Genomic DNA, 22,473 nt, shown 5'->3' on the forward strand with positions numbered 1-22,473 from the left:
ACGCGTATCGTGTGCTTGTACGGGCGCCGGAAGTCCGGTCGCTCGACAAGTATGAACTGGTAAGGAAGCGCCTTACCAGAGTGTTCTTTCTAAGGAGGCATATTCGTGAAACGACTGAGCTCCGGCGTGCTCGCGGCGTTGATAGCAACGCTTTTCGGGTTGAACGCGGTAGCTGTCCCAGCGATCGCGTCGACGCTAGGAAACAATGGAAACGGCGTTGCGCAGGCGGGAGGCCCTCCGCCGGCTGATTTCGGAAGTCCGCCGTCGGGCCAGATTCCCATTCTCTATAACGATCATCACGTCTACAGTAAACCTGACGTCCTCAAGCAAGGCCGCGTTCTCGCGGCGCTCGTCAAGGGCGGAACGATCCTGATTCCATTGCGCTCGATGTTCGAGCAGATGGGCGCGACCGTTTCGTACGATGCGGGCAGCAAGACTGCGACGGTCAGCAAGCCTGGAGCCGAGGTAAAGGTAACGGTAGGTAAACCGGAAGTCATCATCAACGGCGAATCGCGCCCGTTGGACGTACCGCCGATGCTCTACCAGGGCTCCGTGCTCGTGCCGGTCCGCGTAATCTCTGAAGGCATGGGCGCGTACGTGCAGTGGGTTCCCGACAAGCGTTTGGTCGTCGTTCGGTATATTCCGGCGACGCCGCCGCCGAGTCCGGCACCTCCGCCGCCCGCACCACCGCCGCCGCCGCCGCCGCCGCCGGTTGCGAAGAAACCCCCGAACCTATTCTGGGTCGCGGGCGACTATCTCATCTCACCGAAGGTCTACAACCAGTTCGCGCCCGGAAACCAAGGCAACGGCTCGTTTACCGCGCGCGGCGGTGTGGAGTTCAATGGTCTGGGCCTGCCGTTCATGCTCGAGGTCGACTATAAGAACTGGCAGTACCCGCATAACTGCGGCGTGCCGCCTTCGACGGCATCGATCGGCAACGCTCCGCAATGCTTCGTGACGACCGTCGGCGGCCGTGGATCGGCATACGTGCCGGCATTCACGGCGACCAATCGTGACGTCGACGTGCGCTTGGGTTACAAGATCCTCGATCCGCACGTTTACATCGCGGTCGGTTACATGTGGGGTTCGAACAACTACGGCTATCCCAACGAGAACGCCGTCGGGTTCGGTCTTGAGAAACTCCCCGACTTCGGTCACGCGTTCCAGTACTACGGATCGGTCTACTACTATCCGAACGTCAACGGAACGTACACGACGGCAGCTAACGAAAGTCCGGCGAGCACGTCGTTCGGCATCGGTTACAACGTACTGAAGTACCAGGTCGGAATCGGCTGGGCGTTCGTACCGAACGTCTACCTCGATGCTGGTTGGGCCGGCGAAAACTGGGCCAACAAGAACAACGCTCCGATCTCGGAAAGCTTCAACGGTCCATATGTCGGTCTCGGCTTCCTAATCCCGTTCTAACGAACAGAGTCGAATCCGGCATAGCCTAGAATAGGCGCCGGCTGCAAGATTGCAGCCGGCGCCTTTATTTACGGCGTGCAAGGGCTCGCTAGTGTGATTAACGTTTACTCAGGAATATCACGGGGCAAAAACGCACAATCGGGCTACTAGGCCGGCGGAAGCGGGAGCTCGCCGGCATTGGACTTTCAACTTAAGGAGGATCTCGTGAAACGAATCAGCACCGGAATACTCGCAGCGCTCATCATTGCATGCTGTGGGTTGAGTGCGGTTGCTGCTCCGTCACCCGCGTCGCAAGGAAACAATGGAAACGGCGTCGCGCAAGCCGGGGCAGCTCCGCCGGCGGATTTTGGCAGTCCGCCGTCCGGACAAATTCCGATACTTTTCAACGACCACCACGTCTACACAAAGCCCGACCTTCTCAAACAAGGTCGCGTACTCGGTGCACTCGTGCGTAACGGAACTCTCTTGATTCCGCTGCGCTCGATGTTCGAGCAAATGGGCGCTACCGTCTCTTGGGATGCTGGTAGCAAAACGGCGACCGTTACAAAACCCGGCGCCGAGGTCAAGGTGACCGTCGGCAAGCCGGAGGTCGTCATCAATGGTGAATCGCGTCCGCTCGACGTCCCCCCGATGGTCTATCAGGGCGTCGTCGTCGTTCCGGTTCGTGTAATTTCTGAAGGCATGGGCGCCTACGTGCAGTGGGTTCCGGATCGCCGTCTGGTCGTCGTGCGATATATTCCCGCGACGCCGCCGCCGAGCCCGGCTCCGCCGCCGCCGTCGGCCGCTCCGCCGCCGCCCCCGCCGCCGACGCCGAAGCCGCTTGCCGGCGAGTTCTTCGTCGCCGGTGATTACGTCTTCTCGCCGAAAGTGTACAACGAGTTCAGTCCCGGCAACACCGGTACGAGTTCGTTCGCAGTTCGCGGCGCGGGCGAATTCTCGCTCGGCAGCATCCCCTTCATGGCTGAGGGATCCTACGAGCGCTGGCAGTATCCGCACAACTGCAACGGCAGCGCTGCTGCGGCATCGTTCTCAGCGCAGTGCTTCGTGACGACGATCGGCGGTCAAGGGAACTCGCCGGTTCTTACCAACACGCAGCTCAACGATCAGGACGTCGATGCCCGGCTCGCGGTGCGAGTGCTCAATCCGCGCGTCTACGTCGGCGTTGGGTACATGTGGGTCTCGACGAACTACGGCTACCCGACCATGAACGGTGTCGGCTTCGGCGTTGAGAAACTGCCCGATCTCAATCACGCTTTTTCCGTCTTCGGCAGTGCGTGGTACTATCCGAACATCAAGGGGACGTACACGAACGTTGCGAGCGCTCCGATCAATCCGCAATCCTACGATCTGCAGTACAATCTTTTGAAGTACCAGATCGGGGTCAACTACGTTATCGGCAACAGCCCGATCTTCGTGGAAGCGGGTTGGATGGGCGACCAGTGGAGCAATAAACAGAACGCTCCGGTCAGCCGAAGCTACAACGGCCCGTTCGCCGGCTTGGGCTTCCGGTTGCTCTATCCGTAGTTAAGCAAGCGACCATGCGGGGTCAGCCCGCGCCATCCTGACAGTGAAGCGGGGCTCGGCCGAAATGGCCGGGCCCCCACCTTGTGCGGGAACCCGCGCGTCACCCCCGGTCACGTCATTGACCGGGCCACGCCGCCTAAGGTAAGATACCTTCTTGGCGCCTTTAGGGCGCCGGGGAAGCACCACGTCCAAATCGGGAGAGACTTTGGCTGCCAAAAAGCAAACGAAGACACGGCGGAAACGCGAGGTCAAAAACGTCCTGGCGGGCGTCGCGCACGTCCACGCCTCGTTCAACAACACGATCGTAACGATCAGCGACCCACACGGCGGCGTCATCTCGTGGGCATCCGCCGGAAATCTCGGATTCAAGGGTTCAAAGAAGTCGACGCCGTTCGCCGCCCAGATGGCGGCCGAAGCCGCCGCCCGCAAGGCGATGGAGCATGGCATGAAGTCGACCGAGGTGCTCGTTAAGGGACCGGGCGCCGGACGCGAGGCGGCGATTCGCTCGCTGCAGGCCGCCGGGCTCGAGATCACCATGATCAAAGACGTTACGCCGATTCCCTATAACGGTTGCCGTCCGCCGAAGCGGCGCCGGGTGTAAGGAGCGGGATGTCGCGTTATACCGGCCCCGTCTGCCGCCTCTGCCGTCGCGAGACGGCCGCGAGCAAGACCGGCGAAAAGATCAAGCTGTTTCTAAAAGGCGACCGCTGCCTCTCCCGCAACTGCGCGGTCGAGCGGCGCGGCACCGCCCCCGGCCAGAAGACGACCGGCAAGTCCCGAACGAAGGTTTCGGAATACGGCCGCCAGCTGCGCGAGAAGCAGAAGATGCGCCGCTACTACGGCGTTCACGAAACCCAGTTCGAGAACTACTTCCGCGAAGCGGCAAGTGTGCCTGGTCAGACCGGCCGCACGTTCCTGCAGCTGCTCGAACGCCGCTTCGACAACGTCGTCTACCGCTTGAATTTGGCGACGAGCCGCGCGCAGGCTCGCCAGCTGATCACCCACCGGCATTTCCGCATCAACGGAAAGATCGTCAACATTCCGTCGTACGTCGTCCGCGCGGGCGACGTCATCTCGGTCGCTCCGGCGAGTATGAAGTCGCCGGTCTTCGAATCGAATCTCGAGATCGCCCAGAGCCGCCGGCCTCCCGAGTGGCTCGAGTGGAACGATCAGGAGAAGACGGCCAAAGTGCTGCTGCAGGGGCCGCCGCGCGAGCAAATCGACACGCCGGTCGACGAGCAGCTCATCGTCGAATATTATTCGCGATAACCTAAAAACCACAACTCTGCTGCTAGGCGTACGATCGTACGCCGTCGAGGACGGCGCGCGGATAACGTAAGCAGTGCAAAGGAAACCGAAAAACAGACCATGACCATGCTGGAAACGCCGGTTGGCGCAGCCATCGAAGTTCGCGAGCGTCGCGACAACTATGCCAAGTTCGTTATCGAGCCGCTCGAGCGGGGTTTTGGAATCACGCTCGGCAACGCGCTGCGTCGCGTTCTGCTGAGCTCGATTCCGGGCGCCGCCGTCACGTACATGAAGATCGACGGCGTGCTCCACGAGTTCTCGACGATCCCGGGGATGGTCGAAGATACGATTGCTCTGATGCTCAATCTCAAGGGCCTCCCGGTCAAGCTCAACAGCGAAGAACCGAAGGTGCTGACGCTCTCGGTCAGCGGAGCCCGCGAAGTGACCGCCGGCGACATCGTTCCCGATGCCGACGTCGAGATTCTCGATCCGGGCTACCGGCTCTGCAGCCTCTCGTCGAAGGACGCGAAGCTCACGATGGAGATCGGCGTCGAGAAAGGCCGCGGCTACGTGATGGCCGATCGCCAGCGCAACGTCGAGCACATGATCGGCCTGATTCCGCTGGATTCGATCTTCTCGCCGATCCGCAAGGTGAACTTCACGGTCGACGACACGCGCGTCGGACAGAGCGTCGATTTCGACCGTCTGACGGTCGAAGTCGAGACCAACGGCTCGATCACGCCCGACGAGTCGCTCTCGCAGGCGGCCCAGATCATGCAGGAGCAGCTCGATCTCTTCGTCTCGTTCAACAATCGCGCCGAGCCGTTGCCGGAGGCGCCCCCGAACGAGTGGGATGTTCCGGTCGAGACGCTCAACCTCTCGGTGCGTTCGTTCAACTGTCTCAAGCGCGCGGGTATCTCGAAGGTATCCGAGCTGCTCGATCTGACCGAAGACGAGATCATGAAGATGCGCAACTTCGGTAAGAAGTCGCTCGATGAGATCAAACAGGTTCTTGCTGAGAGGGGGCTGATGCTGCGCCAAGCGTAGCGTCGTGAAACCACATGCCGCATTCGATCGCCTATAAACGACTCTCCCGCACCGACGGTCATCGCAAGGCCCTGCTGCGCAACCTCGCGACGTCGCTCTTCAAACACGAAAAGATCGAGACGACCTCGACCAAAGCCAAGGAGATCAGCCGTATCGCCGAGCGTTTGATCACGACGGCAATGGCCGGCGATCTCCCGGCACGGCGGCAAATCGCCGAGTATCTCACCGAACCGGCGGTCGTCAAGAAGCTGGTCGAGCAGATCGCACCGGCGCTCAAGGGCCGAACCGGAGGCTATACCCGAATCACGAAGACGCGAGTCCGGCAAGGCGACGCCGCCGAGCTCTCGCTCATCGAAATCGTCACTTAGCCGCGGCGACGCGTCGAACGTGTCACCCTGCGCCTGTTGAAGGGCTGTCGAAGGGTGTCGACGGGTGACCAAAACCCATGAACTACAAAGCGGAAGCGCGCGCACTTGATTCCGAACTCCTCGCAGCCATCGCGGCATGGCACGAGCGAGGCGAGGAGCTCGAGGAGCGCGCTTTCGACAATTTAGCACTGCGCATCTTCGCGCACCAACTGCGCTATAACCGGCGCTACGCGCGGTATTGCGAGCGGCTCGGGGTCACGCTCGATTCGCTGCCGTCGTCGTGGGAAGGAATACCGGCGGTGCCGGCCCCAGCGTTCAAAGAGGCCGCGATTACGACGTTTGACCCCGCGAACGCCGCGCTCGTCTTCGAGACGAGCGGCACAACCGAGGGGCGCAGCGGGCGGCACTACCTCGAAAGCTCCGCACTCTACGACGCTGCCTTGCTCGCCGGCTTCGATCGCTTCGTGCTGCACGACGGTGCCGCGCTGCGCTACCTCAACCTCGTGCCGAACCCGCAAGACTCGCCGCACTCCTCGCTCGGATACATGATGGCGCGCGTTGCGCAGACGCGCGGCGACGGGAGAACCGGCTGGTATCTGCGGGGCGGCCAACTGCTCTTCGATCCGTTGCGGCACGATCTTGAGGAGGCCGTCACGCAAAATCGTCCGGTCTGTCTCGCCGCAACCGCCTTCGCACTGGTCCATCTGCTCGAAGCATTGGAGGCTGCGAATCTGCGCGTTCGCCTGCCAGAGGGATCACGCGTGATGGAGACCGGCGGCTTTAAAGGACGCTCCCGCGCGCTTTCACGAGACGATCTATACCGCCGGACCGGCGAGCGGCTTGGCGTCGGCAGCGAGCAGATCGTTGCCGAGTACGGCATGACCGAGCTCACCTCTCAGCATTACGATGCGCTTGCGCGCAGCGATGCGGCGACGCGCCGCAAGTCTTCGCCGCCGTGGCTTCGCGCGCGCGTCGTCGGCCCCGATCGCCGCACGCTGCGCAAGGGCGAGATCGGCTCGCTCATTCACGTCGATCTCGCAAATCGCGCGTCGTGCATCGCGATTCAAACCGAAGATCTCGGGGTCGCGGGTGACGACGGGTTCACGCTGCTTGGACGCACCCTCGGAGCGGAGCCGCGCGGCTGCTCGCTCGACGCCGAAGACCTTAGACCGCTCTCCTTCGGGAGGTAATCAGGCCGCTGTTGAGCCCGCTGGTGGAAAGGCCGCCGCGGAAACGCGCCTGTTCGACCTTGATGCAGCGGTCGACGACAACGCTCATCCCGGCGCCGTCGGCGAGCGCGATGGCCTCGTCGTTGATGACGCCGTACTGAAACCAGATCGCCGCAGCTTCGATGGCGATCGCCTCTCGCACGATGGCGACCAGTTCGCTCGGCCGCCGGAAGACGTCGACGAGATCGGGCGCGCCGCGCGCCGCGGCGTAGGCCTGCAGCGAGGGAAAGGCCGCGACGCCGTCGATTTCGGCGAGCGTCGGGTTGATCGGCGTTACGACATACGGAGTCTGCGTCCGCAGGTACGAGAAGACGGTATAGCTGGGGCGAAGCGGATCGTTCGAAGCACCGACCATCGCAATCGTCGCGGTCTTCGCGAGCAGGTCGCGTCGCTGGGACGGCGTCGTTAGAATCATTGCGAGGCGCGCAACCCGTTATCCAGATCCCACACGAGATCGTCGACCTCTTCGAGTCCGACCGAGAGGCGGATGCTCTCGGGCTCGACGCCCGCTTTGCGGAGCTCCTCGTCGGAGAGCTGCGAGTGAGTCGTCGAAGCCGGCGCAATGACGAGGCTTTTGGCATCGCCGACGTTGGCTAGGTGACTCCAGAGCTCGAGCGCGTCGATGAAGCGCCGCCCGGCCTCACGCCCGCCCTTGAGGCCAAAGGTGAAGATCGAGCCGATCTGCGGTTCGCGGATCCACGCGACCTCGGGGCGTTCCCGCAAGAACGCCGCGACCGCGCGCGCATTGCTGACGTGGCGTCGCATTCGCAGCTCGAGCGTTTCGAGACCGATGAGCATCAGCCACGCCTCCATCGGCGACATCGCTGCGCCGACGTCGCGCGAGACTTCCGCGCGTGCGCGCATTAGAAACGCGTACTCGCCGAACGTCTCCGTAAAAACCTTGCCGTGATATCCCAGGCTGGGGGTCGAAAGCAGCGGAAAGCGGCCGTTTTCCCAGGGGAACTTCCCGGACTCGACCAGCACGCCGCCGATCGCGGTGCCGTGTCCGTTGATGAACTTGGTTGCGGAGTGAAGGACGACGTCGGCGCCGAGATCGATCGGGCGGCAGAGATACGGCGTCGCAAACGTGTTGTCGACCACCAGCGGGATCCCGGCCTCGTGCGCGACCTCTGCGAAGGCGTGCAGATCGGCGACGACGCCCGACGGGTTGCCGACCGTCTCGACGAAGAGCAGCTTGGTTTCGGGGCGGATCGCCGCGCGAACCGCATCGAGATCCTCGGCCGAGACAAAAGTCGTCTCAATGCCCATGCGCTTGACGGTCACGCTGAGCTGGGTAACCGTCCCGCCGTAGACGTTCTGCGTGCAGACTAGATGGTCGCCCGCCTGCGCGAGCGTCAACACCGTGCAGAGCTGCGCCGCCAAGCCGCTCGAGAAAGCGATCGCGCCGAGGCCGCCCTCCAGGCTGGCCATGCGCTCCTCGAACGCGGCGACCGTTGGATTGCTGATGCGGCTGTAGATGTGCCCGTAACTGCGCAGTGCAAAAAGCTCCGCGGCCTGCTCGGTAGATCCGAAGACAAAGGAAGCGGTCTGATAGATCGGGGCGGCACGCGATCCGGTGGCCGGGTCGGGCGCCGCCCCGGCGTGAATCGCGCGCGTTGCAAAGCCGAATTCTCGCTCGTGCTGCATTTCAAAGGTCTCAACGCCTACTTCGCCTTATAATCCTCTTATCATGGGCATGACACTCACCGAAAAAATTCTCGCGCGGCACTCGGGGCTCGAACGCGTCGAACCCGGCCAGATCATCAACGCGAAGGTCGATCTCGTACTGGCAAACGAGCTCTCCGCGGCGGTTGCGATCAAGGTGATGCGCGGCATAAAAGGCGCGGGCCGAGTCTTCGACCCCGCCAGAATTGCGCTCGTCGCCGACCACTTCGTGCCCGCAAAGGACGCGCAGTCGGCGAGCCTTGCGAAGCTCATGAAAGAGTTTGCCGCCGAGCAGAAGATCGAGCACTTCTTCGACGTCGGCCGCGGCGGCATCGAGCACGTCGTTTTACCCGAAGAAGGTTTGGTCGCGCCCGGCGAGCTGATCGTCGGCGGCGATTCGCACACCTGCACGTACGGCGCATTCGGCGCGTTCGCAACCGGAATGGGATCGACGGATATTGCGGCCGCGTTCCTCCTCGGCGAAGTGTGGCTGAAGGTTCCGGCTTCGATCAAGCTCGTCTACAGCGGGACGCCCGGCCCGATGGTCTACGCGAAAGACATCATGCTGCGAACCGTCGGCGAACTGGGCATCGACGGTGGCACCTACCGCGCCCTCGAGTACCACGGAACGACCGTCGACCAGCTCTCGATCACCGGACGGATCACGATGGCAAACATGGCGATCGAGGCCGGCGCAAAGAACGGCATCTTCCACGCCGACCAGAAGACGCTTGCCTACGTCGAAGAGCGCACCAATCGTCCCTTCATGCTCGAGCGAGCGGATCTCGACGCCGTCTACGAGCGCACGATCGCGATCGACATCGCCGGCATGGAGCCGCAGGTCGCGTGTCCGCACACGCCCGACAACGTGCACCCGATCTCCGAGGTGACGCGCGATACGCTCCCGGTAGATCAAGTCTTCATCGGCTCGTGCACGAACGGCTACATCGAAGACCTGCGTATCGTCGCCAAGATCCTCGAAGGCAAACAGATCGCCTCGAGCCTTCGCGTGATCGTCAATCCGGGGTCGCAGAAAGTTTGGATGAAGGCCGCAGAGGAAGGCATCCTGACGACGCTAGCGGCCGCGGGCTGCGCGGTAAACACGCCCGGCTGCGGCGCCTGCTTCGGCGGCCACATGGGAACGCTCGGCGATAACGAGCGCGCGATTTCGACGACCAACCGCAACTACGTCGGCCGCATGGGCTCGCCCAAGGCCGAGATCTACCTCGCTTCACCGGCAACCTGCGCCGCCTCGGCGCTGACCGGCCGAATAACCGATCCTCGCGTCCTCGAGCTGGCAGGAGTCTAACGTGGAAGAGAGTCTGCGCGGGCACGCGCACAAGTACGGTAAGAACGTCGATACCGACGTCATCATCCCCGGCAAGTACTGTAACATCGTCGATCAGGCCGAGCTCGGCAAACACGCGCTCGAAGGACTCGATCCGGAGTATACCGCCAGGATGAAGCCGGGCGACATCATCGTGGCCGACACGAACTTCGGCTGCGGGTCAAGCCGCGAAGTCGCGCCGATCGCGATCAAGGGGTCGGGCACATCCGCCGTCATCGCCAAGAGCTTCGCGCGCATCTTTTACCGCAACGCACTCAACATCGGCCTGCCGATCTTCGAATCGGCCGAAGCGGTCGACGGAATCGAGATGGGCGACGAAATCGAACTCGAGCCCGCGAGCGGCGTCGTGCGCAACGTCACCAAGGGCACGACCTATCAAGCCGCCGAGTTTCCGCCATTCATGCGCGCGCTCATCGATGCGGGCGGCCTCGTTCCGTATGTCGAGCGCCGTCTTGCGGAGCAACCTTCGTAGAGCAGGATACCCCGCCGCAGCGCCCGCCCGCGACGCCGAATCTTCGGTGGGGTTGCGGGGGCTGTCTCGTGATGGTCGTGGTGGCCGTCGCTATCGTGTGGGCGCTGGCGACGTGCAGCCGATCGCCCTCGTCCTCGAACGACGCCGCTTCGGTAGCGACTTCCAGCCCCAGCGCGACGAGCGCGGCGCAGGGACGCCAGTACGACGAGCAACAGTTTTTAGCCAGCGCGGATAAATCGATCTCGGGGCCGATGATCGCGCGCGATAAATCGAAGTATGTCGGCGACAGCGTTGCCATTGCGTGTACCGTGGCGTCGATCATCGACGAGAATTCCTTCAACGCGCAATGCGCGCAAAGAGGCGATCCCGTCCCGGCGATCATTCTCGTCGACTACGACGACACGGTATCGCTCAATAAAGGGCAGGCCGTTCGCATCATGGGCACGGTAGAAGAACCAGCGCAGGGACTCGACGCTTCAGGGAAACAAGCGACCTTCGCCGCCGTCAAGGCCCAATTCATCGAATAGCACCCGCTGCGTATAAAGCGCCGGCCGGGTCTAAGACGCTTTTGAGTATTGTTCGGAGCGGCTGAGTTCCGATGAGGACTGTCTGACCGAGCGCCGGAGCACGGATGCGGGAGGCGCGAGGCAGACGAATAGGAGGGCCACACGGATGTGGCCCGACGAAATGTGTCCGAGTCGGAACTCAGCCGGCCCGAACAATACGGCCGCTACGGCGGCGTGTAGCCTCCCGGCTGCGAGATGCCGCCCGGTGCGGCATTGACGTTCTCGATCCACTTTTCTTTGGGGCGGTAGGAGGCGGTGAACGCGGTATCGCCGCCGGCCATCGAAAGAATGCCGACCATATCGGTCATTCCGTCGAGCTTGGCTTCGGCGAGGATCGTCGTGCCGCCGGGCATCGTCACGATCAAGCGGACATTTTGGCCCTCGATCGTTCCGACGAGCGGATACTTCTTGTTCTTGGAATCGAGATAGGTGCCGCTCAGTTGGTCACCCTGCTGTTTGATGTAAAGGTGGGTGTAATCGGTGGTGTTGGAATGCTGGATCGCCACTTCCCAGACGCCGTCGAGTCCGCGCCGCGCAGAGGCCGGCGGCGGGCTCGGAGTGCCCGACGCGGCCGGCTTTGGTGCGCTTCCGCCCATGGGGAAGGCCGCCGAGGGAGTCGGCAGGTTCGAGGGGGTGTCCACGGCTGGCGGCGGCGGAGTGACCGCTCCGTTGATCGGCGGCGGCGATGGGGGCGGAGTGGCGGCAACGGCCACCAGCCCACGGGGAGTTCCGGCAAAACCAGCAAGCGCAAGCAGCGCGCTGCCTGCAACGACGACGAACGAAGTGGACTTCACGTGTTAAAGCTTTTGGGGGCGCGGGCAAGCCTCCTCCGGGCCCTGCCCATGCTTGCCACCTCTGATATAATGCTAAGGCTGTGAAGAGTAAGATTCATCCCAAGTGGTTTCCCGAGGCGCGCGTGCACTGTGCTTGCGGCAATACTTTTACCACCGGTTCGACGATTCCCGAAATCGCCGTCGAGATTTGCGCCGCGTGCCATCCGCTCTTTACCGGCCAGCAGAAGCTGGTCGACACGGCCGGCCGCGTCGATAAATTCAACCAGCGCACCGCCGCCGCCCGCAAGAAGCAAGAGGAGGCTGCAGCCCGCCAGGCCGCTCGCGATGCGAAGAAGGCCGCTGCTTCAGTCTAACGGCGCCGCAAACTGACGCGCTGTCCGAGCGCCTCGACACGATGGCGCGCCGGTTCGACGAAATCGAAGCGGCACTCGCTAATCCTTCGGGAACCTTCGACCAAACGCGCTATACCGCGCTTGTAAAAGAGCGCGCGCAGCTCGAAGCGCCGGTGCAGACTTTTCGCCGGCTCGTTGAGTTGCGCGCGGAAATCGCCGCGAACGAGGAGTTGGCTCGCCATGAAGATGGCGAGCTGCGCGAACTCGCGCAGGCGGAGAACCGCGCGCTGCAAGAGCGCGGCGCGCAGCTCGAGACGGATCTCGCGGCGCTGATGGTTCCGCGCGATCCGAACGATTCCAAGGACGTCTTTGTCGAGATCCGCGCCGGCACCGGCGGCGACGAAGCGGCGATCTTCGCCGGCGACCTGGCGCGCATGTACATGCGCTTTGCCGAGACGGTGGGCTCCCGGGTCGAACTCGTTTCGGAGAGCCTCAGCGAAGCCGGCGGCTACAAGGAGATCGTCTTTGCCGTCAAAGGCGATCGGCCGTATCGTTTGCTCAAGCATGAATCGGGCGTTCACCGCGTGCAGCGCGTTCCGGCGACCGAAGCGCAAGGGCGCATTCATACGAGCACCGCGACGGTCGCGGTGCTGCCGCAGGTCGAAGACGACGACGGCGAGATCGAAATCCGGCCGTCCGACCTGCAGGTCGATACCTATAAAGCCTCGGGCGCCGGCGGCCAGCACGTCAACAAGACGGAATCGGCGATCCGCATCACGCACCTTCCCAGCGGCATCATCGTCGCCTCGCAGCAGGAACGCTCCCAGCAGCAGAATCGCGAGCGGGCAATGCAGATGCTGCGCGCGACGCTCTTTGACCGGAAACGCCGGGAACAGGAAGAGGCGACGGATTCGCTGCGCCGCTCGCAGGTCGGCAGCGGCGAGCGTTCGGAGAAGATTCGAACCTACAACTACCCACAAGATCGCGTGACGGACCATCGGATCAACCGCAGCTACGGCAACATCCGCGGTATCGTCGACGGCGATCTCGGACGCATTGCCGAGGAACTTTTAGCCGACGAGCAGGCCCGCCGGCTCGCCGGCGAACGCGTGTGACCACCGTCGCCGGCGCGCTGTGCGACGCGACGGCGCGTCTGCGCGCGCGTGAATCGGCACGGGCCGACGCGCTGCTCTTGCTCGAGTATACGCTCGGGCGAACGCGCGCGTGGATCGCCGCCTACGGCGAGACGGCGCTCTCCCCCGAGTCCGAAGCCGAGTTCCGGGCCCTTTGCGATCGCCGCGATACCGGCGCCCCGGCGGCGTACCTCGTGCGGTCGGCAGGATTTTACGGTCGCGAGTTCGTCGTCAACGAGAACGTCCTGATTCCTCGACCCGAGACCGAGCATCTCATCGACGAAGCGATTGCGTTCATCGGCGAAACGCCCGCTGCCGTGCTCGACGTCGGTACCGGCTGCGGCGCAATCGCCTGCACGATCGCCGCGCGGACGAACGCCCGGGTCGACGCGACGGACATCTCGGTCGCGGCGCTCGACGTCGCGAGAACCAATGCCGCGCGCCTCGAGGTGGCGGAGCGCTGCCGCTTCCATCACGGCGATCTGGCTGAGCCCGTGAAGCACTCGTCGTTCGGCGTCGTGCTGGCGAACTTACCGTACATTCCAACGCCGGACGTTCCGCAGCCCCCGGACCCGGTCGCGTTCGAGCCGATGGTCGCGCTCGACGGCGGCGCTGACGGCCTCGTCTACTACCGCCGGCTGCTGGCCGACCTCGCGGCGATGCTCAACGCGCGGGCGCTCGTACTGCTCGAGGGCGCGCCCCCGACGATCGGCGGATTGAGTGAACTCGTCCGTGCTGCACTTCCCGGCTTCGCGATCTCGGTGCACCGCGACTATGCGGGCCTCGACCGCTACGTCCAGGCCGAGCGGCTGACGGATTAGCTGCCCGGGGCGGCGGCAGCCGAGGGTCTGCGGCAGTCCCCAGCGAACGACAACCGCCCGAGATGGCGAAGTATATATTCTTCACCGGGGGCGTCGTGAGTTCGCTCGGCAAAGGCATCACGGCTGCCTCGCTCGGACGTCTGCTCAAGTCGCGCGGCTTCAGCGTTTCGATCCAAAAACTCGACCCGTATATCAACGTCGACGCTGGCACGATGAATCCGTACCAGCACGGCGAGGTCTTCGTGACCGAAGACGGAGCGGAGACCGACCTCGATCTCGGCCACTACGAGCGCTTCATCGATGAGAATCTGCAGCGCGCGAACAACGTCACGACGGGTCAAGTCTACAACTCGGTGATCGAAAAAGAACGGCGCGGCGACTACCTCGGCGCGACCGTCCAGGTCATCCCGCATATTACCAACGAAATCAAGGCGCACGTCAAGCGCGTCGCCGAAGCGAGCCGCGCGGAGGTCTGCATCGTCGAAGTCGGCGGCACCGTCGGCGACATCGAGTCGCTCCCGTTTCTCGAAGCGATCCGTCAGATGCGCTACGACGTCGGCGATGAGAACGTGATGTACGTGCATTTGACGCTCGTGCCGCATTTGGGAGCCGCCGACGAACTGAAGACCAAGCCGACGCAGCACTCGGTCCGCGAGCTGCGGGGAATCGGGATCTCGCCCGACGCGATCGTCTGCCGTACCCAAGCCGCGCTGCCGATGCCGCTCGAGCTCAAAGAGAAGATCGCGCTTTTCTGCGACGTCCCGCCGGGCGCCGTCGTGCAGAACGTCGACGCCAAGACGATCTACCAAGTCCCGCTCAATCTGGAAGCCGAGGGATTGGCGCAGGCCGCGATTCGCAAGCTGAATTTGCCGCCGTCGCGCCCGATGCTCGACGACTGGGTGGGCATCGCCGAGCGCCTGCTGCATCCCGAGCGCCGCGTGACGATCGCACTCGTCGGAAAGTACGTCGAACTCAAAGACGCGTACATTTCGATCAACGAGTCGCTGGCACACTCGGGCGTCTTCTATCACGCTGCCGTCGAGATCAGGCGAATCGACTCGGAGCTGATCGAGAACGAGGGGGTCGACGCGCTGCGGGGCGCGCACGGCGTCGTGGTCGCACCCGGTTTCGGCGCGCGCGGCGTTAAGGGCAAGCTGCGCGCCATCGAGTACGTTCGCCAGCGCAAGATTCCGTTTCTGGGAATCTGCTACGGCATGCAGCTCGCCTGCGTGGAGTTCGCGCGCAACGTGTGCGGGCTTCCGGATGCGAATACCAGCGAAGTCGACGAGACCAGCCCCGATCCGGTGATCGACTTCATGCCCGACCAGCGCAATCTCGAGATGTACGGCGGCACGATGCGGCTGGGGACCTATGCGTGTACGCTCGAAGAGGGGAGCCTGGCGGCGCGCGCCTACGGCGAGCTCGAGATCAGCGAGCGCCACCGCCATCGCTACGAGTTCAACAATCGCTACCGGCCGATCTTCGAAGAGCACGGCATGCGCTTTTCGGGACATCACTTCGTCGATAAGACGCGGCTCGTCGAAGTCATCGAGCTTCCCACGGAGATGCATCCGTGGTTCGTCGCGACGCAGGCTCACCCTGAGTTCAAGTCGCGGCCGAATCGGCCGGCGCCGCTCTATCGCGACTTCATCGCCGCATCACTGGCGCATCAAGAGCGAATCGACGGTCGCACGAGCGTGCGCGAGGCGGCAGCCTGGACCCAGGCCTAATCACCGCCGTCGTCCTGACGCGCGACGAAGAGCGCAACCTGCCGCGTGCTTTAACGAGCCTGCCGCGCGGAATCCGGATCCTCGTACTCGATGCGCGTTCGCGCGATCATACGGTGCAGTTTGCCCGCAGCGCCGGTGCGACCGTCGTCGAGCGGGACTGGACGGATTTCGTCGACGCACGGCGCTTTGCGCTCGAGCAGGTCGAGACGCCGTGGGTTCTGATGATCGATGCCGACGAGGCGCTCGACGATCTGCTGCGCGATGCAATCTGCGGCGCGCCGGAGAGCCTCGACGCGTACGTCGTGCGCCGCACGACCTACTTCTGCGGCCACCCGATGCGCATCTGGAGCAACGAACCGCTGGTGCGGCTCTTTCGCCCGGATCGCGTCAGGCTCGCCGCGCGGCCTGCCGCCGCCGGGGAGGCGCCGATTCACGAGGCCTGGACCTGCGACGGCCCGACGAGCGAGCTCGCCGGAACGCTGCTGCACTATTCCTATCCCGACGCGGCCGCGTATCGCGCGAAGTACGATCGCTACACGACGCTCGAGGCGCAGCAGATGCACGGCTCGTTGGGCGCCCTGGTGGTTGCCGGCGGAGCCGGACTGCTGCGCTTAGCGTGGCTGCTGCTGGCGAAGGCGGCGCTGCTCGATGGGCCGCGCGGCTGGTACGTCGCCTATCGGTCGGCCTTCTATCCGGCCGTGGCGATGCGCAAAACGTTGTGGAAGCGTTGAGGCGGTGAGCGGCGCGCGTGTCGGACTCGATGCACGGCAAACGCGTCAGCTCTCGGCCGGGATGAAAGCCTACGTGCGCGAGCTGGTTGCGCGGCTGCCTCGAGTGGCACCGCAGTACGAGTACGTGCCGTTTACTCTCGGCAGCAACTTCGGCTGGGACGAGCAGATCCGGCTGCCGCGTGCGATGAAACGAGCGCGCCTCGATCTGGCGCACTTCCTCGCACTCTACGTGCCCGTCGTCGTGCCGGTGCGCTTCGTCGTGACGATCCACGATCTGATTCACCTTCGCTTTCCGCACCACTTCAAAGCGAAGGTGCGGCCCTATTACGAGACGGTCGTGCGCTGGACGTGTGCGCGGGCCGCGCGCGTCATCACCGACGACGAGCGAACGGTCGAGGACCTAGTGGAGCTTCTCGGCGTAAAGCGTGAGAAGATCCGAGTCATCCCGCTGGGCGTGTCCGAGCCGTTTTTCGAACCGCGCGCACCGTTTAGGGGACCGCGGCCGTACGTGCTGTACGTGGGCAACCACCGCGCGCACAAGGACCTGGCAACCCTGTTCGAGGCGTGGTCGACGCTGCCGCCGGGGCTCGAGGTCGATCTGTACGTGACCGGTCCCGACGATTTCGGCGGAGATCTGCAGCGGCGCAGCGCGCCGAACCGTTCGATCGTCGCGTTAGGCGATGTCCCCGAGGAGCGTCTTGCAGCGTATTACGCCGGCGCGCGGGTACTGGTCTCACCCTCGCTGCGCGAAGGCTTCGGCCTTCCCGTGCTCGAGGCGATGGCCGCCGGCTGTCCGGTCATCGCCTGCGCCGATTCGGTGCCGCGCGTCGTCGAAGCGGCAGCCCGGACGTTTCCGGCGCGCGATTCGCTCCGGCTGGCCGGGCTGCTCGAAAGCATGCTCGTCAACCAGGGTGAGCGTGAGCGGTCGGTCAACGTAGGCCTAGAAACCGCACGCCGGCTGACCTGGGACTACTGTGCCCGGGCGACGGCGGGCGTCTATCGGGAGGTGCTGGAGTAACGTGAGATGGAGCCCTTTGACCGCGCTGCGGACAGGCTCCGTGCTGTTGCTGCTGTTGGTAGCGGCCGCTTCGCCTGCGCCCAAATCGCAAACGAAGGCACCGATCGGCATCGTCATCAACGGCGACGTCCTTTCGATCGATCCGCCGCCGCGATTCGAGCGAAATCTGCTCTACGTTCCCGTCCGGCGAACGATGGAGGCGCTCGGCCTCGCCTTCAACCGGTTCGGGAATCACATTACGACGCAGGTCGGCGCAAAGAGCGTAACGCTCACGCTCGGCAGCCGCGTGGCCCGCGTCGACACCAACGACGTTCTGCTCGAAGGGCCGCTCCTCGAGATCAAAGACGTGCTCTACGTGCCTCTGCGATTCTTTACCGACGTGCTCGGCGCGCAAGCGCAGTACGATCGCCGGCGCAACAACGTGAGCATCGTCGCGCAGCTCGTTGGGCGTTCGACCAACGGCCTCGTTCCGGTGGCCGGCGGTTTCGCCCGCTTCGGCACGGTCGTAGCCGTCGACGTGCTCTCCGATCCGCCGACGATTACCCTCGGCTCCAACGGCAGCGTCAAGACGATTCCGGTCGGCGCCAACGCCGCGATCGACGTCGAGGACGTCAACGTCGGGGTAACGACGCCCGGTGAGCTCGGAGATATTCGTCCCGGCGACTTCGCGCGCGTCGAGATGCAGAAGGACGGGCGGGTGCAGCGAGTCGTCGACGAGTACGGCTCGCGCAACGGGCACATCATCGCGATCGGCTCGGGGCAGTTCGTGCTCGACGACGGACAGGTGATTTCGGCCGGGCGCACGACCGAAATCTCGCTCAACGGCAAGGCCGCCTCGTTCACCGATCTGCTGCCGCACGATCAGGTCAGCGTGCGCTACAACGTCGAGACCAACGAGGTGCGCTCGGTGCTGGCATCGCGGAAGGTCGTCACCGCCGCACAGCGCCTGCAGATCTCGAACGTGCAAGCGCAACCCGACCGTCCGCTGCGCGCCGGCGACACGATTCGCGTCGAGCTGCACGGAACGCCGGGCGCCTCAGGAACGTTCGATATCGGATCGGACGTTACGAATCAAATGATGCGGGAGAGCCCCAGCGGCGTCTATACGGGCAGCTACGTCATTCCGCGCGGCGCAAACTTCGATGACGTCGCGCTGATCGGCCGCCTCTCCTTGGGCGATGAGATTGCGCAGGCGGCGGCCCCGCAGACGGTCTCTGCTTCGGGGACGCCGCCGGGCATCTCCGATTTCGCCCCCGACTCCAACGCGACGATCAATACGAATCGCCCGGCGGTCTATGCGAGCTTCGCGGCCGACGCCGTTCCGGTCAACCCGGGCAGCGCGATCCTCTGGATCAACGGTCGAGACGTAACCTCCGAATGCGTGCGCACCGAGCAGTTCATCCAGTATTTGCCCTCGTATGCCTATCCCAACGGGCTCGTGCGAGTGGTCGTAAAAGTATCGGACTTGGCCGGCAATACCACGACGAAGTCGTGGAGCTTTACGATTCGAGGACGCTGAATGAACGATTGCGTTTTCTGTCGCATCGCCGCAGGCGAGATTCCTGCGAAGGTCCTATATCGTGACGAGGATGTGCTTGCGATCGAAGATCTCAATCCGCAGGCGCCCTCGCACTTGCTCGTGATGCCCGTTGCGCACTATGCGACGATCCGCGAACTCTCCGCCGATACCGGTCTTGCCGCGCGCTTGCTCGCGGTCGCTTCGGATCTAGGTGCCGAACGCGGCGGCGAACGCGGCTACCGGCTCGTCATCAATACCGGCCCCGACGGCGGCCAGACGGTCGGGCACGTTCACGTTCACGTCCTCTCCGGACGCGAGATGACGTGGCCGCCCGGCTAGGCGGCGCGCTCCGCGGCGTTGACGCTGTCGCGGCCCTATGCTACGCTACGTCGGCGGCCCTTCGGGGCCTAATTTTTCGTGCCTATTGTGGGCATGCCGAGAGGGGGTCGTCAAAAGAATGGAAGTTCGCATCGCTCCGGGGGAGACCATCGAGAGCGCTTTGCGTCGTTTCAAGAAGGCTACCCAGAAGGCCGGCATCCTTGCCGAGGCGCGCAAGCACGAGCACTACGAAAAGCCTAGCGTTCGCCGCAAGAAGAAGTCCGCCGCGGCTCGTAAGCGCCGCGCGTAGCGCGTAGGCTCGTTCGCCAATGGGAGTTCTCAAGGACCGCATCGCCGCCGATTTAAAGGAGGCGATGCGAGCGCGCGACCAGCTGCGCCTCGATACGCTGCGATCGGCGCTCTCCGGCTTTATCTACAAGCGCTCGGAGAGCGGCACAGAGATATCGGACAACGACGAGCTGGAGGTCGTCCGCCGCCTCGTCAAACAGCGCAGCGACTCGGAGGCCGAGTTCGAACGCGCCGGCCGTCCGGAACTGGCCGATAAGGAGCGGCGGGAGCGCGAGATTCTTTTGGCTTACCTGCCGGCGCAACGCTCGGCCGCCGAGATCCGCGAGATCGTGCAGAGCGTTTTGGGCGAGCTGCCGGAGGCTTCGCGCAACATGGGTGCCGTGATGAAGGTCGTGATGCCGCAGCTGCGCGAGGTCGCCGACGGCAATCTCGTCCGTCAAATCGTCACCGAAGAACTGGCCTCGTAAGGATCGGCCGCCGCCTGCGGGCGGCGAAACTTCCGTCGCTTGCTCGAATACCTACAATCATGAAGAACTCTCGCCTGCGCGCGGCTCTTTGGCTGGCGTGCATGCTGTGCGGCATCGCCGGGCCCGCCGCCGGCGCGATTACGATGGGCCGGCCGGTCGTCGTCATTCCGATCGAGGGAACGGTCGATGACGGCATGGCGCACCTGGTGGAGCGCTCGGTCAATGAAGCCAACCAATCCAACGCCCGCGCGATCGTCCTCTCGGTCAACAGCCCTGGTGGCCTCGTCAGTTCGGCCTTCCGGATTCGCGATGCGCTGCTCTCCGCCCAGGAGCCCGTCGACGCGTACGTCGCGGAACGCGCCTACTCGGCGGCGGCGCTGATCTCGCTCTCAGCCGGGCGCATCATCATGGCTCCGGGCGCTTCGATCGGCGCGGCGGAACCCGTCGAAGCGGGCGGGACCGTCCCCCCAAGCGACAAAGTGATCTCCGCACTCCGCGGCGAGTTCGAGTCGACGGCACAGCGCACGCATCACGACGCCAACCTCGCGGGCGCGATGGTCGACAAACAAGTGAATCTTCCGCGCTACAAGCGCTCCGGCATGGTCCTGACGCTCAATACCGACGACGCGGTGCGTTCGGGTATCGCGGCGGGAACCGCGCCGAACCTCAACGCCGCGCTCTCGCAGCTCGGCCTCGCCGGCGCCCCCACCGTCACGCAGTCCTACACGTTCGCCGAGCAGCTCGTTCGCTTTGCGACCGATCCGGTCGTCAGCGGGCTCTTGCTGACGCTGGGCATGCTGGGGCTTCTCATCGAGATGCAGACGCTCCACGGCATCGCCGGCGTTATCGGCGTCGGCGCATTCGCGCTCTTCTTCGGAACCCACGTCTATGCCGGCTTCTCCAATGAGCTCGTCATCGTGCTTGCGGTGCTGGGACTCATCGGAATTCTTTGGGAACTGCACGTCGTACCGGGGCATGGACTGCCGGGGATTCTCGGTGCCGGCGCGCTCTTGGTCGCCGTGCTGCTCGCGTTCGGTACGCCGTTTCTCTTCATCGGTCTGGAAACGATCGCGACCGCGATCGTGCTGACGGTCATCGCGTTCTCTATCACGGTCCGCGCGGTTCCCCAGAATGCCTGGGCGCATCGCTTGGCGCTCTCCGCAGCGCAAGGGCCGGAGTACGTCGCGAGCGCCGATTTCGGCGCGCTGCGCGGCCGATTCGGGACCGCGACGAGTTATCTGCGCCCGTCCGGCATCGCGTCGATCGACGGGCGTCGAGTCGACGTGCTGACCGCGGGAGAGTTCATCTCAGCTGGCACCCCCATCCGCGTCGTGCGCGTCGAGGGCGCACGCATTTTCGTCGAACCCGTCACTGCATAAGGAGGCCCCATGGTAGCCGTCAGCGGCGTCATCATCGTCCTTATCCTGCTCTTCGCGTTCTTCGCGTTCTTGTATTACTTTCCGATCGGGCTCTGGATTCGGACGATTGCCGCGGGTGTTCCGCTCGGCATCATCGCGCTGGTCAGAATGCGTTTGATCGGAATCCCGCCGGGCGTCATAGTTACGAACTACGTTCGGGCGCGCAAAGCCGGCTTGGACCTCACCGTCGATCAGATGCAATCGCACTACCTTGCCGGCGGTAACGTCGAGAAGGTAACGCTGGCGATGATCGCCGCGCAGCGCGCGCAAATTCCCCTCGAATGGCAGCGCGCAGCCGCGATCGACTTGGCCGGCCGCGACGTGCTCGAGGCGCTGCAGACCTCGGTGAATCCGAAGGTCATCGAAACGCCGATCTTTCAGGGCGTCGCTCAGAACGGCATTCAACTCAACGTCAAGGCGCGAATCACCGTGCGCAGCAATCTCGATCGCTACGTCGGCGGTGCGGGCGAACCGACGATCGTCGCACGCGTCGGCGAAGGCGTCGTTTCCGCGGTCGGCGCGGCGATCGACCACAAGGAAGTGCTCGAATATCCCGATCGCATCAGCAAGGCGGTGCTCGCCAAGGGCTTGGACGCCGGAACCGCTTTCGAGATCGTCTCGATCGACATCGCGGACGTCGACGTCGGCAAGAATATCGGCGCCGAACTGCAGACGAGCCAAGCCGAAGCCGACCGCCGCATCGCTCAGGCGAAGGCCTCGGAGCGCCAGTACGCGGCCCAAGCGGCCGAACAAGAGCAGAAGGCCGAGACCCAGGCGATGCGCGCGAAGGTCGTCGAGGCGGAGGCATCCATTCCTCAAGCGATCGCCGAAGCGTTTCGCAACGGCAACCTCGGCGTCATGGACTACTACCGCCTGAAGAATATCCAGGCCGATACGGAAATGCGTTCGTCGATCGGCGTCTCGACCGAAGCCGCGACCGACGCGCAGCAGCCGCCGATCCCCGGGCAGCCGTCGAAGTAACGTCGGCGGC

At 64.0% G+C, this 22,473-nt stretch carries 25 protein-coding genes; 22 read left to right on the plus strand and 3 right to left on the minus strand.

The features are described from left to right. The first annotated feature begins 105 nt into the window (after positions 1-105). From VGG51_03740 to VGG51_03770, 7 genes are all read left to right on the plus strand, one after another. Positions 106-1,425 carry a copper amine oxidase N-terminal domain-containing protein gene (locus VGG51_03740; GenBank protein HEY1882139.1) on the plus strand — a complete coding sequence of 440 codons (1,320 nt, stop codon included), beginning with the start codon at positions 106-108 and terminating at the stop codon, positions 1,423-1,425. A 204-nt stretch (positions 1,426-1,629) separates the two neighbouring features. Next, entirely contained in the window at positions 1,630-2,949 is a 1,320-nt protein-coding gene (locus VGG51_03745; protein ID HEY1882140.1) for a copper amine oxidase N-terminal domain-containing protein, read from the plus strand. A 205-nt stretch (positions 2,950-3,154) separates the two neighbouring features. Next, complete coding sequence (gene rpsK, locus VGG51_03750) at positions 3,155-3,550, plus strand: 30S ribosomal protein S11 (GenBank protein ID HEY1882141.1); 396 nt, start codon at positions 3,155-3,157, stop codon at positions 3,548-3,550. Positions 3,551-3,558: 8 nt separating this feature from the next. Further along, positions 3,559-4,218 (plus strand): 30S ribosomal protein S4, encoded by a 660-nt coding sequence (gene rpsD / locus VGG51_03755; GenBank protein ID HEY1882142.1) that lies wholly within the window; start codon positions 3,559-3,561, stop codon positions 4,216-4,218. A 99-nt stretch (positions 4,219-4,317) separates the two neighbouring features. Continuing rightward, positions 4,318-5,244 (plus strand): DNA-directed RNA polymerase subunit alpha, encoded by a 927-nt coding sequence (locus tag VGG51_03760; GenBank protein ID HEY1882143.1) that lies wholly within the window; start codon positions 4,318-4,320, stop codon positions 5,242-5,244. 14 nt (positions 5,245-5,258) lie between these two features. Continuing rightward, entirely contained in the window at positions 5,259-5,612 is a 354-nt protein-coding gene (gene rplQ, locus VGG51_03765; GenBank protein HEY1882144.1) for a 50S ribosomal protein L17, read from the plus strand. 77 nt (positions 5,613-5,689) lie between these two features. Beyond that, a complete protein-coding gene (locus VGG51_03770; protein ID HEY1882145.1) occupies positions 5,690-6,802 on the plus strand; it encodes a hypothetical protein in 1,113 nt (370 codons plus the stop codon). Here the strand turns inward: VGG51_03770 and VGG51_03775 are convergent. Then, positions 6,777-7,256 carry a CoA-binding protein gene (locus tag VGG51_03775; GenBank protein ID HEY1882146.1) on the minus strand — a complete coding sequence of 160 codons (480 nt, stop codon included), beginning with the start codon at positions 7,254-7,256 and terminating at the stop codon, positions 6,777-6,779. The genes VGG51_03770 and VGG51_03775 overlap by 26 nt on opposite strands. Beyond that, on the minus strand, positions 7,253-8,488 hold the full coding sequence (locus tag VGG51_03780; GenBank protein ID HEY1882147.1) for an O-acetylhomoserine aminocarboxypropyltransferase/cysteine synthase family protein: 1,236 nt from the start codon (positions 8,486-8,488) through the stop codon (positions 7,253-7,255). Before VGG51_03780 ends, VGG51_03775 begins: the two co-directional genes overlap by 4 nt. 43 nt (positions 8,489-8,531) lie before the next feature. Here VGG51_03780 and VGG51_03785 point away from each other — a divergent pair, with 43 nt between their 5' ends. The 3 genes from VGG51_03785 to VGG51_03795 all read left to right on the plus strand — a co-directional run bounded on the left by VGG51_03785 (position 8,532) and on the right by VGG51_03795 (position 10,853). Next, positions 8,532-9,815 carry a 3-isopropylmalate dehydratase large subunit gene (locus tag VGG51_03785; GenBank protein HEY1882148.1) on the plus strand — a complete coding sequence of 428 codons (1,284 nt, stop codon included), beginning with the start codon at positions 8,532-8,534 and terminating at the stop codon, positions 9,813-9,815. Between the two features lies 1 nt (position 9,816). Then, entirely contained in the window at positions 9,817-10,326 is a 510-nt protein-coding gene (locus VGG51_03790) for a 3-isopropylmalate dehydratase small subunit (GenBank protein HEY1882149.1), read from the plus strand. 68 nt (positions 10,327-10,394) lie between these two features. Continuing rightward, complete coding sequence (locus VGG51_03795; protein ID HEY1882150.1) at positions 10,395-10,853, plus strand: hypothetical protein; 459 nt, start codon at positions 10,395-10,397, stop codon at positions 10,851-10,853. A 203-nt stretch (positions 10,854-11,056) separates the two neighbouring features. Here VGG51_03795 and VGG51_03800 read toward each other — a convergent pair whose 3' ends face one another. Further along, positions 11,057-11,686 carry a hypothetical protein gene (locus VGG51_03800; protein ID HEY1882151.1) on the minus strand — a complete coding sequence of 210 codons (630 nt, stop codon included), beginning with the start codon at positions 11,684-11,686 and terminating at the stop codon, positions 11,057-11,059. An 80-nt stretch (positions 11,687-11,766) separates the two neighbouring features. On the opposite strand from VGG51_03800, the gene rpmE reads away from it, so the two are divergent. The 12 genes from rpmE (at position 11,767) to floA (ending at position 22,463) form a co-directional block, all read left to right on the plus strand. Beyond that, positions 11,767-12,039, plus strand: a complete 273-nt coding sequence (gene rpmE / locus VGG51_03805) for a 50S ribosomal protein L31 (protein ID HEY1882152.1) — start codon at positions 11,767-11,769, stop codon at positions 12,037-12,039. Positions 12,040-12,059: 20 nt separating this feature from the next. Beyond that, on the plus strand, positions 12,060-13,133 hold the full coding sequence (prfA, locus tag VGG51_03810) for a peptide chain release factor 1 (protein ID HEY1882153.1): 1,074 nt from the start codon (positions 12,060-12,062) through the stop codon (positions 13,131-13,133). Then, positions 13,130-13,972: a peptide chain release factor N(5)-glutamine methyltransferase gene (gene prmC / locus VGG51_03815; GenBank protein HEY1882154.1), complete on the plus strand. Its 843-nt coding sequence runs from the start codon at positions 13,130-13,132 to the stop codon at positions 13,970-13,972. Before prfA ends, prmC begins: the two co-directional genes overlap by 4 nt. A gap of 62 nt (positions 13,973-14,034) precedes the next feature. After that, entirely contained in the window at positions 14,035-15,702 is a 1,668-nt protein-coding gene (locus tag VGG51_03820) for a CTP synthase (GenBank protein ID HEY1882155.1), read from the plus strand. A 14-nt stretch (positions 15,703-15,716) separates the two neighbouring features. Next, the gene (locus tag VGG51_03825) at positions 15,717-16,433 is read left to right on the plus strand and encodes a glycosyltransferase family 2 protein (GenBank protein ID HEY1882156.1); all 717 of its coding nucleotides are present in this window, start codon (positions 15,717-15,719) and stop codon (positions 16,431-16,433) included. Positions 16,434-16,437: 4 nt separating this feature from the next. Next, positions 16,438-17,451 (plus strand): glycosyltransferase family 1 protein, encoded by a 1,014-nt coding sequence (locus tag VGG51_03830; protein HEY1882157.1) that lies wholly within the window; start codon positions 16,438-16,440, stop codon positions 17,449-17,451. Between the two features lie 40 nt (positions 17,452-17,491). Further along, positions 17,492-18,970, plus strand: coding sequence for a copper amine oxidase N-terminal domain-containing protein (locus tag VGG51_03835; GenBank protein HEY1882158.1), 1,479 nt, complete (start codon positions 17,492-17,494; stop codon positions 18,968-18,970). Next, positions 18,971-19,309 (plus strand): histidine triad nucleotide-binding protein, encoded by a 339-nt coding sequence (locus tag VGG51_03840; protein ID HEY1882159.1) that lies wholly within the window; start codon positions 18,971-18,973, stop codon positions 19,307-19,309. It begins immediately after the preceding gene. A 118-nt stretch (positions 19,310-19,427) separates the two neighbouring features. Continuing rightward, positions 19,428-19,598, plus strand: a complete 171-nt coding sequence (rpsU, locus tag VGG51_03845) for a 30S ribosomal protein S21 (protein HEY1882160.1) — start codon at positions 19,428-19,430, stop codon at positions 19,596-19,598. A gap of 19 nt (positions 19,599-19,617) precedes the next feature. After that, positions 19,618-20,064, plus strand: a complete 447-nt coding sequence (locus tag VGG51_03850; protein ID HEY1882161.1) for a GatB/YqeY domain-containing protein — start codon at positions 19,618-19,620, stop codon at positions 20,062-20,064. 59 nt (positions 20,065-20,123) lie between these two features. Next, positions 20,124-21,443 carry an NfeD family protein gene (locus tag VGG51_03855; GenBank protein HEY1882162.1) on the plus strand — a complete coding sequence of 440 codons (1,320 nt, stop codon included), beginning with the start codon at positions 20,124-20,126 and terminating at the stop codon, positions 21,441-21,443. 9 nt (positions 21,444-21,452) lie between these two features. After that, entirely contained in the window at positions 21,453-22,463 is a 1,011-nt protein-coding gene (gene floA, locus VGG51_03860) for a flotillin-like protein FloA (protein HEY1882163.1), read from the plus strand. Positions 22,464-22,473 lie beyond the last annotated feature (10 nt).

This window comes from Candidatus Cybelea sp., from assembly GCA_036489315.1.
Lineage (GTDB): Bacteria > Vulcanimicrobiota > Vulcanimicrobiia > Vulcanimicrobiales > Vulcanimicrobiaceae > Cybelea.